This window comes from Winogradskya consettensis (genome assembly GCF_018332715.1).
Lineage (GTDB): Bacteria > Actinomycetota > Actinomycetes > Mycobacteriales > Micromonosporaceae > Actinoplanes > Actinoplanes consettensis.
Window position 1 is genome coordinate 44,208 of the sequence record NZ_BOQP01000058.1, and the last position, 17,076, is coordinate 61,283.

Sequence of the window (17,076 nt, forward strand, 5' to 3'; positions counted from 1 at the left end):
TCCTCTCGGCATGGCGGTGAGGTAGATGGGAGGCCTTCAGGCGGCGTACGCCGTCGAGGCCCCGGCTGTAGGCGGTGACGAGTCAGTTGCCGAAAGATCCTGGGAAGTGCCACCGCTCCCCCACTGGCGAGCGTTGAGCTGTGCACGGCGTTGGATCCGCTGCGAGATCAACCGCAGAAGACGGTGTTCGAGCGGCGGGAGGTCGACGTCATCAGGTCGGGCGAGTTCCCATGCGATCGGCGACGGCTTGGCCTCCTGGTGGTCAGCCGGCGGTGCATCCTCAGCGGCGTCCGACACTCCAAGCAGCGCCTTGACCCAGGCGTGTGCGTCGGCGCGATGGTCGGCCAGGGTCTTGCCGGACCAGTTCCGCGAGACCAACACTCGCCGGCCGCCGATGCCCAACGTCGTCTTCTGGTGGACCTTGCTCTTGCAGTGACCGGGCCGCAGCTTGCCGTGTGCCTTCTTTGGCTGCACGCCATAGAGCAGCCAGTTCGCGCACCGATCCGAGCACGGCGTGACCCGGAGTTGGTGCCAGAGCCGGTCTGCATGGTCGCGTTGCGGGTCGCTGGTGATGGCGTGGCAGTCAGCCGCGGACTTGGTCACGTACTTCGTGATGTAACCGATCGTCCGGCTCACATCGTCGGCGCCCGGGTCGACGCCCTTGGCCTTGACCTGCGGCCCGAACCGGGCGAGGTGCGCCGGCTCAGCGTCCGGATCGTCATCGATGACGTCCAGCGCCTCATCCCACGTCGGCAGCACCGCACCGGTGTCCGGGTCGGCCCAGACCTCGCCGTCGAAGACCGGCGGCCGGTCGAACGCGTAGCGCAGCGTCGCCGTGGACGGCCACCACACCTGGTGATAGGTCGCCACGGCAACCTGCTCCAGCACGGCCCGTGGGATGGTGCCCCGGATGGCGAAGTGCGCGTGCGGAGCCAGGCGCCGCTGCGGCTCGACGCATCCGGCGTACTGAACATTCCAGCCGACCGCCCGCCGCAGGTTCTGCCAGTACCGATCGAGCAGCCGGGGGAAATGCACGGCATCCCAGGCCGCTCGCCGATAGTCATAGCGAGCCGGATCAACCGGCGTACCCAACTGCGGGTCATCTTCCGCGTGCCGCCGCCGGCACGAGCAAGGCCGACCAGCCGGGATCGAATGCACCGCGCCGTAGCTGTCCAGGGTGAGGGTCAACCACATCGACGGCTGATGAGTGCTTCCGTCGCGCCCGACATAGGTGCGCCCAACCGTGCGTGCCTGGACCTTCTGCCGGGGCAGATCCGGTACATCCTGGCGCCGCCGAGTCGACCGCACCCGACGCGGCTGGTCATCGTCCGCACCGTCCTCATCCCCGTGGTGCGGCGGCGCGACACGGCCCCGCAGCCCCTCAGCCGCAATAGCCTCCTCAACCTCCGCGATGGCCTCATCCAGCTCAGCAATCTGATCCCACTCGGCGTTTCGTTCGGCCTGCGCTCGATAGAACTCGAAGTGAGCCCGCAGCGAGATCAGCGCCTTCTGGTCCTCGGTCGCAGCGGCCGGCGGGGGCAGCGGTTCGTCAGTGCGGTGCCAGCCCTCGCGGATCTGCACCTGTCGGTAATGCCGTGACCGCTTCGCGCAGGGCGGGCACTTGCCCTCCAGCGTCGCCCCACAAGGCAGGTCAATCAGTTCCGTCTGCCCGGTGGTCAGGTCAGTACGGCGCAACGCAATCGGCCGGATGCAGACACCATGCTCGATGGCGAGGTTCTTGAGCGCGTCGACGGACCGGGGCAATGCCATGCGGGCCGCCCGCGAGCCCGGCCGGGGTGCTTCCAGGGTCGTCACGGGCGGGTCACCTCCTGTCGGCTGAAGGCACCGGCCGGCATGGGCACCACGCCAGAGGGACGGTCAGCGATCGGCACGGCAACGACTTCGTCCGGCCGTTCGACGACCGGCACCGGGTCGCTCTTCTCCTTGTCGGCCGAAGAGAATTCGCCGAGCACAAGGTGAACCAGGGCGATGAACGCCAGCGCGGGCACAGCGGACAGCACCCAGGCGGACAGGCCACTCGGCGCTACGGCGAGCTGAGCTGCCAACGAAAACGCCCCCGCGGCCAACATCAGAAAGATTGCGTAGCCGATGCCCTGTCCCTTGCGCTTACGCCGCCGGATCACCAAGTACGCGGCCATCGGCACGAGGTCAGCGACGACCGCGTTGACCCAGCCGAAAGCGTCGGATGCCCCCGGCGCGGCGTGGCGCATGGTCCAGTCGTGCATGTGGGTGAAGGACGCTCCCCCAGCGGCGACCGCTACGACGGTGAGGATCAGCGCGAGCAGGCCGGCTTCCAGTCGCTCGGTCACGCGGCATCACCATCGATGACCTGGACACGGCCGTAAATGTCAGCCATGTCGCGGATTTCGTCATCGGTCAGGTACGAGAACCGAACCCGCATCGGCGTGGGGTCACCGTCGAGCGCGACGTACCCGACACCGGGTGCCGTCTCCGAGATCCGGTCACACAGCGCTCCCCGATCCCGCATGCCGTCCCCGAGGACGAGATCCACTTCGTTGGACTCGGACAGCCGCAGCGCAATCCGGGTAGGAAACAGCCCGCGAGCAGGCAGTACTTCCTTGCGAGGGTCCTGCAAGCAGGCGACGACGTGAACCCCGACAGCCCGGCCCTGCGTGAGCACGATGCCAAGCGCGGCCTTGATGCGGTCTTTGAGATGCCGATCCGTCAGGTACGCGGTCAGGTTCGCCAGCTCGTCGATGACCAGGACGATGAGCGGCTCACCAAGAGACGGAACGTGCTGACGCGTACGCCCCATGAGCCGCGCAGCCCGCCGCTGAGTCTCAGCCGCAGCAGCTTCCAGCAAGTCGGCCTGTGCGGCGAAGTCCTTGCTGGCGAAGCGGTCGAACAGCGGCAGCCCGATCCCGAGCTCCATCCCGCCCTTGGGGTCGAGTCCCCACAGCCGCACGAGTCCGGTCCCGACCCCGCCGGCCAGTGCCCGGACGATGGACCAGATCACCGAGCCCTTACCCGCGCCGGTCGCGCCGACGACGAGCACCTGTGTCCCGAACAGCCGCAGGTCGAAGACCTCGCCGTCTTCTTGCCGAGCAACGGGCAGCGCCATGAAGTCCGGAACCCCGGTGACCGGGAACGGCGGTACGAGTTTCACGAGCGGGTCACCCCGCAGCACAGCCAGCAGAACGGTGCTGAAGGTCGGTCCGGGCATGGCCTTGACCTGGCGAACCCCGAACGTGTGGGCAAGCCGTTCGGAGACGTGCCCGAAGTCGTCCGGGATCTGCCCGGTGACCATGCGAACCAGGACCAGGTCTGTCCCGGGTCGGCACCGGACGCGCTGGAGGACGGGCAGCACGGTCTGACCGTCGTACGACACAGACAGCTTCGCCGTGACCATGGCCGCCTGCCAGTGCCGCCGGTACGTCCACCGCCGGAACCGGGCCAGAATCGGATACCAGCCGAAACGCAGGAAAGACGCCCGGTTCCCCAGGTTCCAGATGGTGGCTGCCACCGCGACACCGAGAACGGTGAACGTCGGCCCCTGCCAGTCGAATGCGGCGTACATCCACAGCAGCCCGGAGGACGGCAGCGTGATCCACCAGAAGCGGAAGTAGCCGATGACCATCCAGGCCAGGCCTTTGACCGCCGACCAGAACATGACCAGCCAGACCGGAAGACGGACCACGGGCGTGCGTACGTTGAACGGTGCGGTCGGGATGGCCTCACCGCGGATGACGTTGATGAACGGCATCACGACACCTCCCGCAACGGGAACAGCGCGCCCTGCCCGGACGAGTGGCCGCGTCGCTGGACTCGCCGGCGCACAGACCGGGCGGGCAGGATGGCCGGCGGTTCGCCTTCTGGGGGTTCCGGCACGGAGCGGATCATGGTCGGGAGCCACCGCCCGCGACCGAGGACGGCGCGTAGGTCTTCCGGGTAGCTGACGTGCGGTGCGATCAGGTCCGGGTCGAGGTGGCGGAGCTTGACCAGCGTTCGAGCCAAAGCGGCGGCACCGGCGGCGATCTCGACCAGGGCGGCCACACGGACGGTGTCGGAAGGAACGGTGGTGTAGACCTCGCGGGCGGTTCGCAGTGCGGGACCGGCGAGCAGGGCGACCGTGCGGCGATGCGTCTTCACCGGACCCTCCCGGCGGTGCGCGTCGTGTTCCGGGCAGCGTGAACTAGCGTGGGCATTGCAGCCTCTTTCGCTTCAAGGGATGGGGCTGAGCACCGGGGGCGGGAGTCGTCTTGCCGGAGGAAGCCCGCCCCCTGGTGCGCTAGCTGTCAGGCCGCTTTACGCGCGCCTGTCTTTTGCGGTTCCGTCATGGCGCTCGCGCGGATCGACCACGCCTGTCGCGCCCGACACTTCGCGCTGTTTCCCTTGCACCGCTGCGAATCGACGTACGGCGTCAGCGTCACGTCGGTGAACTCCACCATCGGCGGGTAGCCCGGCACGACCGAGGTCGGCGGTACGGGCTGGTGGTCAGCGATGACCTTGATCTTGAATTCGTTGGACGCCCCGAACTTCCCGGCCTGCGGGTCGAGGTCGATCACCTTGACCAGCCACACCCGCGTGCCGGTTTCCTTGTCCCGAACCTGATCGTCGGCCTGCCCGCGCTTCTCGAAGTCCGTCGCAGGTTCCACACCGAGGAACAGAGCACCGTGCGGAGCGATGTACTCCCACGGCACCGGGATCTTGATCGAGCTGGGAATCACAAACGGCTCCCCTCCGTCAGAACCTGGCTACTTGACTAACCAAGTTGGACCGAAGTTAGCACATGGCCAACCTGGCTAGCCAGGTGAATGCACAGTGGACGTTAGCGCAGTCTGAAAACGTCATGCAGGCCTTGCGGCGGCACCGGGTTGACAAGGTCGAAGACCAGTAGCGGCTGACCCGTCGAATTCCGAACAATCAACAGGCTGACCAGCGCCGACGTACCCAACTTGAGAGCAAGCAAAGTCGCTTCACGCTTCGACACCGGCCGGACCGAGAGCCGTTCGACTACGTCAGTCACCGCATGCCTCTGCCGGCGCTCGAAGTGGTCCAACGCTCCCTCACGCAGCAGCCCAGGGGCATGAAACGCAGTTCCCCCGGCCGATCCCACCGGGACAAACACGGTGTTGAGGGTCGGCCGATCACTGTCATCGGGCGCCATGAGTCGCTGCCTCGCGACGACCAACTCTCCGACAGGTATCGCAAGAGCCGCCGCAATGCGCTCCGACGACGGCGCACGTCCCGCAGCAATCAGGGAGGCAGCACCCACCTCCGCAGCACGCAATGCTTCGCCGATGCGAGTCGGTGGCTGCAAGGCGGCGACTGGCGGCGGTCCGAGCACGATGCGGCCCTTGCCCTTGACGCCCTCGATGTACCCGAGCTGCCGCAGGTATTCGAGCGCCTTCACGACGGTGGAACGCGACGCACCGAACTCAGCCACCAGTTGCGCTTCACTCGGCAGCATCGACCCCGGTCCGTAGGCACCGGTCGTGATGCGTGACTGCAAGGTATTCGCGATGGCTGCGTACTTCGCCAGAACGGGATTGATTGGCACGCGCGCTTCTCCGCAACGTGAGTCATAGCAACGAATCGCGGCTTGTCCGCGTCCTGCGGCGAAGCCGTCAGGCAGTTCCAAGCGCCGGCTTCTCTTCCGCGCACGGTGATAGTTCTTGAGCGTGCCGCCGACGGCTCATTGCGCAGGCACGACGACGAGCCTTCCCCGCACCTCAGCTACCACTTCGTGCAGCTTCCTTCTGAATCGCTTGCTGATGTCGTCGCCGTCATCCTTGGCGCACCACCACCGCCACGCGGCCAGGGCGTAAACGAGTGGGCTCCACCAGCGCAGCTCATCGTGGGTGACGTCCCACAGGGGACGAAGAAGGAGTTCAGCGAGCGCGGGCCACTTCGTCGAGAACCAGAAGCTGTAGGCCAGAAGCCTCACATCTACACCGTCGCCGCCCCTGCACTCCCGCAGGACGAACCCGCTCAGGAGGTAAACCACGTATGCGGAGGCCCCGTACGAAGTAAGGAAAGCCTGTGTGCCCTCGAAGTCCACCGATCTCCCCTTCGCCAGCGCGTGACCAGCGCGATCCCGCCGGCGTTGCGCGCTCTTGACGGCGTCTCGCGACCTGCCACCGCGACCTGTGCAATCACCGGCCAGTCCACGTGCACCAATGCCAGGACGGAGCAGGCCCAGCGAGGGGCTCAACCTGCAATCCGTCCCGGCATCAGCGCGTCTCCCGCTAAGCAAGATCAACCGCGTACACAGCGAATAACAGCCGAGCGGGGCTTTATTTGACTAGCTTGGCTAGTCATATTGACCGTACGGCGCCCGGTCGGCACACGCAAGCAGCTACAGGCTCATATTTCCAACCTGGCTAGCCAGGCTTTACAGTTCAGGAGTGAACGTGGAAGCCCGCGACCTCGAAGACCTGGAGCCGGACGACGCCCGTCCGGCTTCCCAACAGATCGCAAACGTGCTGCGCGCGGCGATCCTCACGCGACGCTTCGCCCCGGGCGAACGCCTGCCCTCCCAGAACGACCTGTCCGAGCGCTACGGCGTCGCCCGCGAGACGGTCAAGTCAGCGCTGCGCATCCTTCGCGATGACCGCCTGGTTGTCAGCCGCCAAGGCAGCGGCGCATTCGTCCGCGCCCAAACCGAGCGCCCGGTCGGCCTGCGCCCCCACGTCGAGGCGGCGTTCGAGCAGCCTCACGTCACTATCGACTTTGCCGGCTTTTCCAGTGAGACCCTGCAAGGTGCGATCCAAGAACCGCTCGACAAGATCCGGGCAGGTCGTCTCACTCCCGAGTCACTGGCGATCAGGATCCTGCTGCCGGACCTGAACCAGCCCACAATCGTTCCCTCCCGGGCCGACCCCCAGGCCGACGATCCCGCCGTACGCGAACGAGCCGCCCGTATCGTCCGCCGGCACACCGAGGCAATCGCCGAGTCCGTATCAGAACTTTCCATCTTCGGCCTGGTCCGCAATGCCACCACCGAGATCCGCTGCTACGGCACAACCGTGCAATCCAAGATGTATATCCTCAACCGCAACGAGGTCTTCTTCGGCTTCTACCCGGTCATCCAGAACACGGTCTTGGTCGACAAGCAGCCGGTCCCCATCTTCGACGTCCTCGGCAAAGACGTCCCGCTCTTCCACTACGTCACCAGCGGCGAAGAGGACGACGCCGGCGACCAGTTCGTCCAGCAATCCCGAACCTGGTTCGACAGCATCTGGACCACAATCGCCCACGACTACATCCCATGAGGCCGCTGGCTGAGGTAGTGAACGGCGCCGAAGTCCTGCTTGTCGACTTCGACGGACCCATCTGCGCCGTGTTCGCCGGGTATTCAGCGGCCACGATCGCCAGCGACCTCCAAGCCCTCATCCGCAGCCATCTGAGCGGTGAGCTTCCGCCAAGCATCGCTGCACTCTCCATGAACCCGCTGCAGATTCTCCGCGAAGTCGCAGACCTCGGCGACAACGCGCTCGCCGTCGCAGTCGCAGTCGCCTGTCGAGACGCGGAAGTGATGGCAGCCGCCACTGCGACGCCGACGCTAGGCGCTGTGCAACTCTTTGAAGCTGCGCAGGCAAGCGGAAGACCAGTAATCATCGTCAGTAACAACGCCACCGAAGCGGTAGGCGCCTACCTGCAAAAACACGACCTGAGCCACTACATCGAAGGTGTGGCAGCCCGGTTCGACGGCATGGACCCCCGCCTTCTCAAACCCGACCCGTTCCTTCTTCACCGCGGACTTGAAGAGCCTAGAGCCTTGGACCGCAGAGCAATCTTCATCGGCGACTCAACCACCGACGTCGAAGCCGGCCTCGCTGTCTCCATCCCCACCATCGGGTACGCCAACAAGCCCGGCAAGGACCACCGGCTCTCAGAAGCCGGCGCAGTCGTCGTAACAGACTCGATGCTCATACTGGCCGACGAAGTCCGGCGCACGCCGGCCGCCAGGAGCCGGTGATGGAAACTCCCCAGATCCCGACCTCCGTGCTGGCGAACGTGCAGCAGCGCTGGCCGGAGGTCGCAGGGTCTTGGGCTGAACACGCTGGAATAGAACTCCAGAGTCTCTGCCAGCAGTACCAAGCGGTACCTCGCGAAGTGCTGCCGGCCCGGTACGGATTCGTCATCGCGGCCGAATCGCCGACCGGCCCGCTCGTGCTACGCAGCACGCCCGACCCTCACGGACCGGACCAGGCAGCCGTAGCCGCAGCTCTAGCGAATCTAACCATTTCGCCATACGTCTACGAGTCGAACACTACCGATCACGGCACGTGGACTGTGCTCGACCGTGTCTCACCAGGCACAGCCCTCTACGAGACCGACATGGCAACCATCGACTTGCGAAAACTCTTCGAGCCCCTAGCCGCCATGAGCCACCAGCCGACTCCCCGCGATGGCATGCCTTCAATCATCGACTGGCTCCGCAGCCGCCTCGAAGACGATCACCTCGAAGACCGCAGACTCGGGACCGCAGTCGCCCCGCTCGAAGAACGCCAGCACGCGTTGGACCTTCTGTCCGAGCTAGCGACCGACCATTCACCCCGCCTCTGCCACGGTGATGCGTCGTTGGGAAACGTCATCGCTGACGGCCGATCCGGTTGGAAATACATCGACCCACGCGGAATCAGCGGCGAAAGCGCATACGACGTCGCGGTGCTCGGCCTCCGGATCGCCCGCGTAAGAACTTCTGCAGGACTCGTAGACCAAATCGCTGCTTTCGCTAACGCCTCGGCAATCCGCGTCCATTCCTGGATGACGGTAGCCAATGCTGCAAGGGTTTAACACGAAGCCCCAAAATACATCTTTGTTGTTTGATGAACCGATGCCGCCTACTGTTTGGCAAACCAGGCGCAGCGCAGAGACAAATTCCTATAAAAGGCACAGCGGTAATCCATTCGATGAGCATAGATTTATACGCCATCCGAATAGTAAACACGAAACTATAATATGCTGTGTTATAAGGTCGAGAATTCTGCCTCGCCCGAGTCTGCCGAGGCAAGCGCACTCCATCCTGCGGAAGAGTCACAACATTATTCAGGGTCAGGCCGTGCCTACGAGTTTGAAAACTACGGCTTCGTCGCCCAGGAAAACAGTGAGCAGCGCTTGAAAATTCCCGTGTTCTGCAGGGCTGAACATTACAGCGAAGGGAAGAGCATCCCCCGGTCCTACTCGCGCCGAAACTATGGGCCCCACCAGCGAAAAGCCGCTATTATTTGGATCGATTTGAGGTCCAGGGAACTTCGACCCGTCAACCGTTATGCGAGCGTCCGATGAGCCCGATTCACTGAGGTTGAGAGTTTGCACCTCACGTGCCCCAACTTCCACCTTGCCAAAATTGACGATACTGGCTGAACGATTAATGCCCGCGTCAGACGGGGCGGCGCCATCGGCACCCAACATAAGATCGGTCGCACGGGTGACCAACCTCCTAAAGGTGGCTTCCCGGAAACCAACCACGAAGGCTAAGACGTAGAACACCACCAGTTGGCCCTGCTGACGAGAATCTGTGCAGTCCGATCCACAATGACCCATGTCTCCAGTCGGTTGGCCGGACGTTGCTTGCATGACGCCAAAAAGTATGAAATAAGCGATCGTCCCCAGAATCATTCCGACCAGCGGGCGAGCGACATGCCAGTAGCACCAGGTGTTCTCCCATTTGGAGTTGTGACTAAAAACTCCATAGAGACTAATTGTTACCGCACCCAGAGCCCCAAACCACGGAACACCAATGGGCAAGACGCTTGAAACGACAGTGGGAAGTTCGCTAATAAACCATGGCCAACTATAAATCCGAAACAAAGCGAGTATGAGTAGAGCAAACAGATAAGCTACATCCAATTTAAAAAAGAACGACGGCTTGCGGCTCTGGAGGCCTTTAGTTGGATCCATGATTATCTTTGCTCCGCCCCTGGCTCACGCAGACCGTCAAGACTTTGATCCAGACTTTACCCAATCAGATTCGGATCCGAGGGCTGGAGGAGTTTTGTACGCTCGATAGCACAACGTCTGGTTGCTCGTAGGCTGGCGACAGTCGCCACATTCTCGTCAAACATTTCCTACTTCCCCACACTTGAAGAATGTGGGCGCCCGGAAACGGTTGTAATGTCTAGATTCTTGAGGATGAGGTCGACCGAGTGCGCGTACGAGCGGTCTTTAAGTGCAGCTGACAACGCAATGTTCGGATTCAGTCAAGGCCGAATCTGTCTGGCACCTGCCGCTACCGATAACCACGCTGAATAGACCAAGGAGATGTCCAGGCGGGGTAGACCCGCCAAGGATACGCAAAATGCCTAAGCCGCCCCGATCGATCAAACATCTGCACAATAGTCAGACACTCGACATGTGAGCCGAGTGTCTGACGGATGCTCCTTTCGATCTAGTCAAGAGCCGGCAGGCTCCGGTTACGAAGCACCACCCTCCCAGTTGCCGTTTGCTCTCGGCGACCATTCTTTTTGTGCATGGATCGGAATCAAATCCGGAATTCGTGATTTCAGACTGTCGCCAGCACCATAGTGAACAGCGATGTCAGCCGGAGATAAGACGACTTGGTTTATATGGCCGAGCATTCTCGACATCAAACCCCCTAGAGCGCTCTCGCCATGTTGTTCTGTAGCCTGGACGACGTGTAAGTCTGCAGTAAGATCCTCTTGCCTAAATGTTGCAACGCTTGGATTTTCGGCGCCGGGAGGATTCCAACCCCAAAAGAAGCATCCTTCACCTAAGATACATAGGCACTGCACCATCTCAAGCCGCTGCAGGGTCCTGTTAAGCCGTACGAAGCGATCAAGCAGATCCTCAACAGTGGCATCATGATGTTTACGTACAGCAACGATTGCGGAGAAAAGGGGGTTTCCTAGCCAGTCAGTAGGCTCGAAAAGTCCCCTATTTTCAGTGAATCTACTGTAGGCGGTAAGGGGCCTAAACAGTCGGTGGCAGCGTACTAATTTCGCCATCGCACTATCAAGACTGTCAGTATCAAGCGTTTGCTTTACTTCCAGCACGCCATAGACTGCTTCGATCGGTGCAACTTGATAGCGTGCATCAGGTGTTGCACGCGCCTTGACTGCCGGAAACCACTCTTGATTAGTCAATACTACATCGCAGTCACCTGCAGTGAGGCCATTCCTATCCGATACCGTTCCGCAGGTGACGGTGTATCGCGTTGGCAAGAGTCGCGACAATTCATCGCGAAATATCGCCTCGATCGGTAAACCCGATCCGAAGTTGGAATCTCGAAAATCCACCTCAGCGGCCGAACGCAACAAAAGCAGCTTCTCCACATATTTATATCTCCCGCCAAGCGCACGGTGCAGATTTTCCGGCGACCTCTTCGGTCGCCACGAATCGGTAAGAGCTTGCATTCCAATTTCGCTCTCGTCGGGCATTCAGCTTTCCCCCTCATCTCAATAATCCCGCACCCATTATGCCCGACGCTACATGAAGAGATATTCTTGTTTTCACTATCGGAGTAGTCCTACTGGGTTACCCCTGTATGCCAGTCGCCATATTCAAGATCACCGTCATGGCACGGGTCCAATGCCTAAATGATGGTTCCGGCCTCCTCTTCTGCCGCGATCCTGGCACCAGCCCACGTACGTTCGGCTACTTGTTTCAAGACTGCGGGGATTGGGCCGCTCAGCCGCTAGCCAGGGTGCGCCGCCGCTGTCGCTCGGCCCGCACACGCAGGCAGTCCCTTGGCTGGCGTGTAGTCAGGGAGCCAGATCTGTGGAAATAAAAATAGATCTCAGGTCGGGGTGTGTAAAATTTCGGGGGCAGCCAGCCAGCCGGCACGACTTCGTCGACGTGACCGACCGGTCCCAGCTAGGCCGCAAAGCGATCACGGCCACTCCTTCGAACCCAAATGCTCATGGCGTAGGCATCCACCCTGCAGGCCACCTTTTGTTCTAAGAAACTCTGCGCCTCTCGGGCAAGAGCCATGGCAAGCTGGTGGCCCGCTCTCACAGGGTGCGCGCCCGCCCGCCCCATTACCCGAGTCGCCGGGCTCAGCGGTCCCATAGTCAAGCTGTCATTGACGTTCCGCTCACCGAGAGTACTCTCGCAAGATGCCTGAAGGACGGCCCGCAATTCCCACAGCCTTGAAACGTAGTGTTCTCGTAGAGGCCGGTCACCGGTGCGCAATCCCGACGTGCAAGGCAACTACCACCGAGCTTGCCCACATCATCTCTTGGGAAAAGACTCGCAGTCACACGTTCGAAAATTTGATAGCCCTTTGCCCGAACTGTCACACCCGATTCGATAAGGGCGAAATCGACCGCAAATCGATGGAACAATACAAATTCAATCTCGGCATCATTAAAAGTCGCTATGGTGAAATTGAACGCAGGATTTTGGTGATTTTTGCCACCGATCCTTCGATCACCATTATCGGTATGCCGTTAGCATCTGACGTTGCGATGCTGTATCTGGTAAACGATGGTCTCTTCAGACGAGAATTCGATCAGTCGAATGGATTTGGACTGACGGTTCCTAATGGCGCAAGCGCCATCATTGATTTTACAGGAAAACAAGAGTTTTACACTATTACCGACAAGGGTCGAGAGTTTGTACGGCGGCTGGCAGAGGCAGAAAAATTAGAAGTGAACCCGCCGTTTGACTTCTGGGACCGAGAAAGGCCCTGATAGTACGGTATCTCGCCGGCTCAAACGATCTACACAACGGCACATGATCATCGGCATGGACGGGCAGTGTCAACCTAAGCCAGACTGTCTCGCAGGGTCAAAGCTAGATGCATCGCATGTCTAAGTTACATGATCGTTCCCAATGCGCGGAAGTGTATATTTTTTCGACAATTCTTTTGACACATCGTTAGGCACGATCTGGGCGTTCGGGGTTGGTTTTCCAGCCGTTACGGTCGCCCCATGAAGTGCTGCCGAAGGCTGGCGCGGGGAGCGGGACGGCGTCGTGGCCGCGCGTGCCTAGGTCGGGGCGTTCTTTGCGCTCCTGTTCATCGATCTTTAATAGTTCGATGGAGAGGCTGATGGCGTTCTTTTCGGCGAGGGTCAGGACGTTGACGAAGCTGAGCGCGACCTCGATGAGGGCCTTCTCCGGGTTGGTGCATGCGCTGAAGGGTGCGTTGACGGCTTCGATGTAACTGCTCATGGCGTCGAGGAGGGTGTTGATGCGTTCGAAGCCGGTGGATGCGTACGCGTTGCGGAGGCCTTCCAACATGGAGGCGGCTTTCTTGCCTTCCTCCGCGAGCCAGGTGGCTTGAGCCTGGACCTGGGTGAGCCACGTACTCGTTGACTTCGCGTACTGGGTAAACGCCTCGGATGCGGTCCCTTCCCAGTACAGGGCGAGCCGGTCGGTTTCGGCGTCGAAGTTGGTGCGGGTTTCGGCGTAGGTGTTCGCGACCGAGTGGAGCAGGTCAGCCCTGTTCTTCACGACGTCGGGTGCGCTACGCCAGGCGTGGATGATCAGGTCGTTCAGGGGCAGGCGGATACCGGTTTCGAGCTCCGTCAGGAACGCTTCGAGCTGGAGGAGGTCGCTGCGGTACTGGGTGACGAACTCGTCCAGGCGGTCGCCGCCGCCGTTCTCGTAGTAGGTGGTCCGGCCGCCGCTGAAGCCGAGGTTGTTGCCGTCGCTGCTGCCGATGGTGATCGGTTCGGTGACGGCCCGGGTGCTCGGGATCGTCTCGTGGCGAGTGGCTGTTAGGTTCGTGTTGTCGGGCGGGATGACCACGCTCGGCCGTTCTTCCCCGTGGAGGTGGGGGTCTCCGCCCGAGTTGAGGACGCCGGCACCACCGCGGCGGGTGTTGATGGTCGAGGCATAACCGTCAGCGACGGGCAGATACGGCTTGAGATCCTGGTTGACGACGTCAAAGCTGGTTGACACCTCAAGGTCGGTGCCCTCGTAGTCGGTGGCGACCTGGAGCAGGCCGTCGGTCATACGGTCCATCTCATTCTTGGCGTCGAGGGCCTCATCTACGCGGTAACCCAGCGAGGTCTGCCAGTCGCGGGCCAGCCGGTCGGAGACGCCGGGCAGGGTGCCCCATGCCCCGGTCGGGACAGCGCCGATGTCGTCGAGATACCGGCGGATGGCGCTGTAGGTGACGGAGTCTTCGTAGCGTTCGGTTCCGTACGAGACCAGCGCTTGCGATTCGACGTGCAGTGCTGAGATGTCAGTCATGGTTGCCCCGTGATGTCGGATGGGTCGATGGCCATCGCCCCGACCGGTGAGCCGAAGTAGTCGATGCGCAACTGCACGTACTGCCGGCGATGGTCAGCCACCGCGGCGAGCAGAGCGGTACGGATCTCGCCGGCTATCTCCCGGTCGGTCAACTCCCGCAGCATGCCGCGACGGATCCGCACGTCGAGGTCACCGTCCGACGAGCGGGCGACGGTGATCCACCCATCAGAAGACTTTCCCGTCGCCTGGATGGCGGCTACGTCTGCAAAATAGCGATCAATCTTGCTCATTCTCGGGCCTTACTTACTGTCGGACAGCGTCACGCACTGGTGGGCGAGCGCGCTGAGCGTGTCCTGGCCGAAGGCGCTGACGTCAGAAGGTGTGCCGCCAGCAGGGATCGAGGTCGACAGCGTCAGGCTCAGCCAACGCTGGTCCTGTGCCGCCACCACCGACACGTTGTGGCGCCCTCCCAGGGTTCGGCCACACGAGCGGTAGACGGAATATCCATCCGCTGGCGCGGAGGCCGACTGGACCCCGTCGCAGGGATAACCGTCCGCCTCACGGCGAGCCGCGTCGTCATCGCCTGCGCCGCTGAGAAAGACCTGCACGGTGCCGATGAACCGCTGATCGGAGGACGTGAACGCAAGCTCGCACAAGGTCGACGAGTCATTGACCTTCCGGGAAGGATCGTCCTTCCCAACAGCCCATGCCCCACCGACCGCCGACTGCATCGGTGCACTCAGGTCCGAGCAGGTCGGTACCCACGTCTGCTTGTCGCCGAACGGATTGAGCTGCCAAACAGCAACGGCAACGACGATGACAGCCAATGTGCCGAAACCCACGAAGGCAGACAGGCGTTTTGTGTTCACGACCACGTCCAACGCGGGTCCTCAGCAGGAGCCGGTGTCAGGTCGGCATCCGAGCCCCGGTCTTGCAGCGATGCCAGGGCTACGCGCGCTGCCGCTCGGATCTGCCCGGCCAGCGAATCCTCGGTATGCCGGTGTAAGTCCTGCACCTCCACCGCGAGTTGGCCCGATCGATCGGCCAGCAGTCGCACCGTCCGGTCAGGAGACGTCACGTTCACCTGAGGCTGCCATTGGTCGTCGTGCTGCACAGTCCTTCGATCCCCCGATCGGCTAACCGCTACAGCGGTGATCGTCGATGCTTTTGCTCGTTTGAGCACGGCGATTGAGTGAGCGTTAATCCCTAGAGGCAGATTACTAGGCCTCGCCAACCGCATAAGACTTGTCATATGACAACCCTGCCGGGATGGGCGTCCTCCCCCCGGTGACGAAATGCGTAGGCGCCGTGGGTGAAGTAGTGCCGAATTCATCTTTTCTGAATCAAGGCGCCGCGCGAGCGCGGCGCGGCCGGCCGCGCTCGGCCTGCTGGCGCCCTCCGGGCGGCATCGGCCGGCGCACCGGCCTACCTCTGCGACGGCAGCCAATCTCGGAGGATGCCTCCGGCGGGGGCTCTCAGGCTTCTGGGATGGAGCAGCCATCCCGCCCACCGCCGGCCCAGGCGAAGCCGAGCAGACCCGGTCCTGGGCGCCAAGGTCGTACGTCCGGTGGGGCGCTCCACCTTGGCGCCCAGGACCGGGCCCGCACCACAGAGTGTGGGTCGACGGCGGACGGGATGGCTTGGGCCGGGAGCGCGTCGCCGTGGAGGCCAAAGGGCCCCGAAGATGATCTCCTTCAGGGCGTCCCCAGGGCGTCAGGGCGTCCTCAGGGCGTCAAACGATGCCTAAAACTCACCAAGAGTGACCATTGGTGAGTATCTATAGGTCCAGGTCAGCGCCATTGTGACGACGGCGACCAGGTAAGTGACGGACGAGTTGGCCTGTACGCCGGATTTTGTCCGCGGTGATTGCTCGCCGCTGGGCGGTCATCCATCTCGGCTTGCCGTTGCCGGCATGCTCTTGCGGCCTACCCGCAGGATCGGGCGAGCAGCCCTCGAACCCTGCGCCGGCCCTTTCCTTGCGGTCGGGGCCTTGCTTGGCCTTGCTCCGGGTGGGGTTTACCGAGCCACCCCGGTCGCCCGGGGTGCTGGTGGGCTCTTACCCCACCGTTTCACCCTTACCGGCACGACGAGCGTGCCGGCGGTCTTTTCTCTGTGGCACTTTCCCGCGGGTCGCCCCGGGTTGCCGTTAGCAACCACCCTGCTCTGAGGAGTCCGGACGTTCCTCGGCGGCGCCACCGCGAGGGTGACACCGACGCGACCGCCCAGCCAACTCGTCCGTCACCAACCATCCTACGGGACCTTCCGACAGCGCCGAGGTCGGGCAACACGTTGACGCTGAGGTGACACGCCGTCAGGCAGACCGGGGGTGCAGCGGCTGGTTGACGAGTGAAGAGTGGGCGTGGGTGGGTGGGGAAAGTGAAAGCTGGTGGATTCGCAGCTAACTTTCAGGAAGCGACACCTACGATTACCGCTCATGGACGACGAATTGGCGCTCGGGAGCATTGAGACTCAGGTCGCGATGCTGATCCGGCTCGGCGAGGCCACCCGGCGGAGTTCGCCGCGACCGCATCGGGCCCTGGATCGGGCCGCCTATGTGATTTTGCGGTTGCTGAGGGAGTCGGGGCCGCAGAATATCTCGGCTGTCGCGCATCGGCTCAATCTTGACGGGTCGACGGTGACGCGGCAGGTCGGGGCCATGCATCGGGATGCGCTGGTGGAGCGGAGCGCTGATCCCGATGACGGGCGGGGCACTGTCATTGCTGCCACTGCGGAGGGGCTTGCGCAGGTGGAGGCCGTCAGCAGGGCGCGCCGGGAGTTGTATGACGTCGTGCTCAAGGATTGGACGGGGCAGGAGCGTAAGGATCTGGCCGCGGTGCTGGAGCGCTTCACCCACGACATGGATGCCTACATCAAAGGCCGCGGCCCCCAATAAAGCGGCCCCAGCAAAGCGGCCCGGGTAGAGCAGCC

General features: G+C 62.5%; 17 protein-coding genes and 1 other RNA gene. 5 read left to right on the forward strand and 13 right to left on the reverse strand.

Going from position 1 to position 17,076, the window contains the following annotated elements; genetic code table 11:
* Nucleotides 1-36 precede the first annotated feature (36 nt).
* The 7 genes from Aco04nite_RS44200 to Aco04nite_RS44230 all read right to left on the reverse strand — a co-directional run bounded on the left by Aco04nite_RS44200 (nucleotide 37) and on the right by Aco04nite_RS44230 (nucleotide 6,043).
* Entirely contained in the window at nucleotides 37-1,770 is a 1,734-nt protein-coding gene (locus Aco04nite_RS44200) for a replication initiator (protein WP_213003227.1), read from the reverse strand.
* Nucleotides 1,771-1,811: 41 nt separating this feature from the next.
* Nucleotides 1,812-2,330 (reverse strand): hypothetical protein, encoded by a 519-nt coding sequence (locus Aco04nite_RS44205; protein WP_213003169.1) that lies wholly within the window; start codon nucleotides 2,328-2,330, stop codon nucleotides 1,812-1,814.
* A complete protein-coding gene (locus Aco04nite_RS44210) occupies nucleotides 2,327-3,745 on the reverse strand; it encodes an FtsK/SpoIIIE domain-containing protein (protein WP_213003170.1) in 1,419 nt (472 codons plus the stop codon). The genes Aco04nite_RS44205 and Aco04nite_RS44210 overlap by 4 nt, the downstream gene beginning before the upstream one ends.
* Complete coding sequence (locus tag Aco04nite_RS44215) at nucleotides 3,745-4,131, reverse strand: hypothetical protein (protein ID WP_213003171.1); 387 nt, start codon at nucleotides 4,129-4,131, stop codon at nucleotides 3,745-3,747. Before Aco04nite_RS44215 ends, Aco04nite_RS44210 begins: the two co-directional genes overlap by 1 nt.
* 146 nt (nucleotides 4,132-4,277) lie before the next feature.
* Nucleotides 4,278-4,709, reverse strand: coding sequence for a hypothetical protein (locus tag Aco04nite_RS44220; RefSeq protein ID WP_213003172.1), 432 nt, complete (start codon nucleotides 4,707-4,709; stop codon nucleotides 4,278-4,280).
* 101 nt (nucleotides 4,710-4,810) lie between these two features.
* Entirely contained in the window at nucleotides 4,811-5,623 is an 813-nt protein-coding gene (locus Aco04nite_RS44225; protein WP_213003173.1) for a GntR family transcriptional regulator, read from the reverse strand.
* A gap of 54 nt (nucleotides 5,624-5,677) precedes the next feature.
* On the reverse strand, nucleotides 5,678-6,043 hold the full coding sequence (locus Aco04nite_RS44230; RefSeq protein ID WP_213003174.1) for a hypothetical protein: 366 nt from the start codon (nucleotides 6,041-6,043) through the stop codon (nucleotides 5,678-5,680).
* A 346-nt stretch (nucleotides 6,044-6,389) separates the two neighbouring features.
* Here Aco04nite_RS44230 and Aco04nite_RS44235 point away from each other — a divergent pair, with 346 nt between their 5' ends.
* Genes Aco04nite_RS44235 through Aco04nite_RS44245 form a run of 3 tightly spaced genes read left to right on the forward strand, consistent with a single transcriptional unit; the run spans nucleotide 6,390 to nucleotide 8,784 of the window.
* Nucleotides 6,390-7,256, forward strand: a complete 867-nt coding sequence (locus tag Aco04nite_RS44235) for a winged helix-turn-helix domain-containing protein (RefSeq protein WP_213003175.1) — start codon at nucleotides 6,390-6,392, stop codon at nucleotides 7,254-7,256.
* Nucleotides 7,253-7,963 carry an HAD family hydrolase gene (locus Aco04nite_RS44240; RefSeq protein WP_213003176.1) on the forward strand — a complete coding sequence of 237 codons (711 nt, stop codon included), beginning with the start codon at nucleotides 7,253-7,255 and terminating at the stop codon, nucleotides 7,961-7,963. The genes Aco04nite_RS44235 and Aco04nite_RS44240 overlap by 4 nt, the downstream gene beginning before the upstream one ends.
* Entirely contained in the window at nucleotides 7,963-8,784 is an 822-nt protein-coding gene (locus Aco04nite_RS44245) for an aminoglycoside phosphotransferase family protein (RefSeq protein WP_213003177.1), read from the forward strand. The genes Aco04nite_RS44240 and Aco04nite_RS44245 overlap by 1 nt, the downstream gene beginning before the upstream one ends.
* Before the next feature lie 258 nt (nucleotides 8,785-9,042).
* Here Aco04nite_RS44245 and Aco04nite_RS44250 read toward each other — a convergent pair whose 3' ends face one another.
* The gene (locus tag Aco04nite_RS44250) at nucleotides 9,043-9,891 is read right to left on the reverse strand and encodes a hypothetical protein (RefSeq protein WP_213003178.1); all 849 of its coding nucleotides are present in this window, start codon (nucleotides 9,889-9,891) and stop codon (nucleotides 9,043-9,045) included.
* A gap of 512 nt (nucleotides 9,892-10,403) precedes the next feature.
* Nucleotides 10,404-11,387 carry a DUF6602 domain-containing protein gene (locus tag Aco04nite_RS44255; RefSeq protein ID WP_213003179.1) on the reverse strand — a complete coding sequence of 328 codons (984 nt, stop codon included), beginning with the start codon at nucleotides 11,385-11,387 and terminating at the stop codon, nucleotides 10,404-10,406.
* Nucleotides 11,388-12,065: 678 nt separating this feature from the next.
* On the opposite strand from Aco04nite_RS44255, the gene Aco04nite_RS44260 reads away from it, so the two are divergent.
* Nucleotides 12,066-12,641 (forward strand): HNH endonuclease, encoded by a 576-nt coding sequence (locus tag Aco04nite_RS44260; RefSeq protein ID WP_213003180.1) that lies wholly within the window; start codon nucleotides 12,066-12,068, stop codon nucleotides 12,639-12,641.
* 187 nt (nucleotides 12,642-12,828) lie between these two features.
* On the opposite strand, the gene Aco04nite_RS44265 is transcribed toward Aco04nite_RS44260, so the two are convergent.
* From Aco04nite_RS44265 to rnpB, 4 genes are all read right to left on the reverse strand, one after another.
* Complete coding sequence (locus Aco04nite_RS44265) at nucleotides 12,829-14,148, reverse strand: hypothetical protein (protein WP_213003181.1); 1,320 nt, start codon at nucleotides 14,146-14,148, stop codon at nucleotides 12,829-12,831.
* The gene (locus Aco04nite_RS44270; protein WP_213003182.1) at nucleotides 14,145-14,438 is read right to left on the reverse strand and encodes a hypothetical protein; all 294 of its coding nucleotides are present in this window, start codon (nucleotides 14,436-14,438) and stop codon (nucleotides 14,145-14,147) included. The genes Aco04nite_RS44265 and Aco04nite_RS44270 overlap by 4 nt, the downstream gene beginning before the upstream one ends.
* A gap of 9 nt (nucleotides 14,439-14,447) precedes the next feature.
* Nucleotides 14,448-15,029: a hypothetical protein gene (locus tag Aco04nite_RS44275; RefSeq protein WP_213003183.1), complete on the reverse strand. Its 582-nt coding sequence runs from the start codon at nucleotides 15,027-15,029 to the stop codon at nucleotides 14,448-14,450.
* Nucleotides 15,030-15,974: 945 nt separating this feature from the next.
* Nucleotides 15,975-16,382: RNase P RNA component class A (gene rnpB / locus Aco04nite_RS44280), an RNA gene on the reverse strand.
* Between the two features lie 200 nt (nucleotides 16,383-16,582).
* Between rnpB and Aco04nite_RS44285 the strand changes: the two genes are divergently transcribed.
* Nucleotides 16,583-17,041, forward strand: coding sequence for a MarR family winged helix-turn-helix transcriptional regulator (locus Aco04nite_RS44285; RefSeq protein ID WP_213003184.1), 459 nt, complete (start codon nucleotides 16,583-16,585; stop codon nucleotides 17,039-17,041).
* The last annotated feature ends 35 nt before the right edge of the window (nucleotides 17,042-17,076 follow it).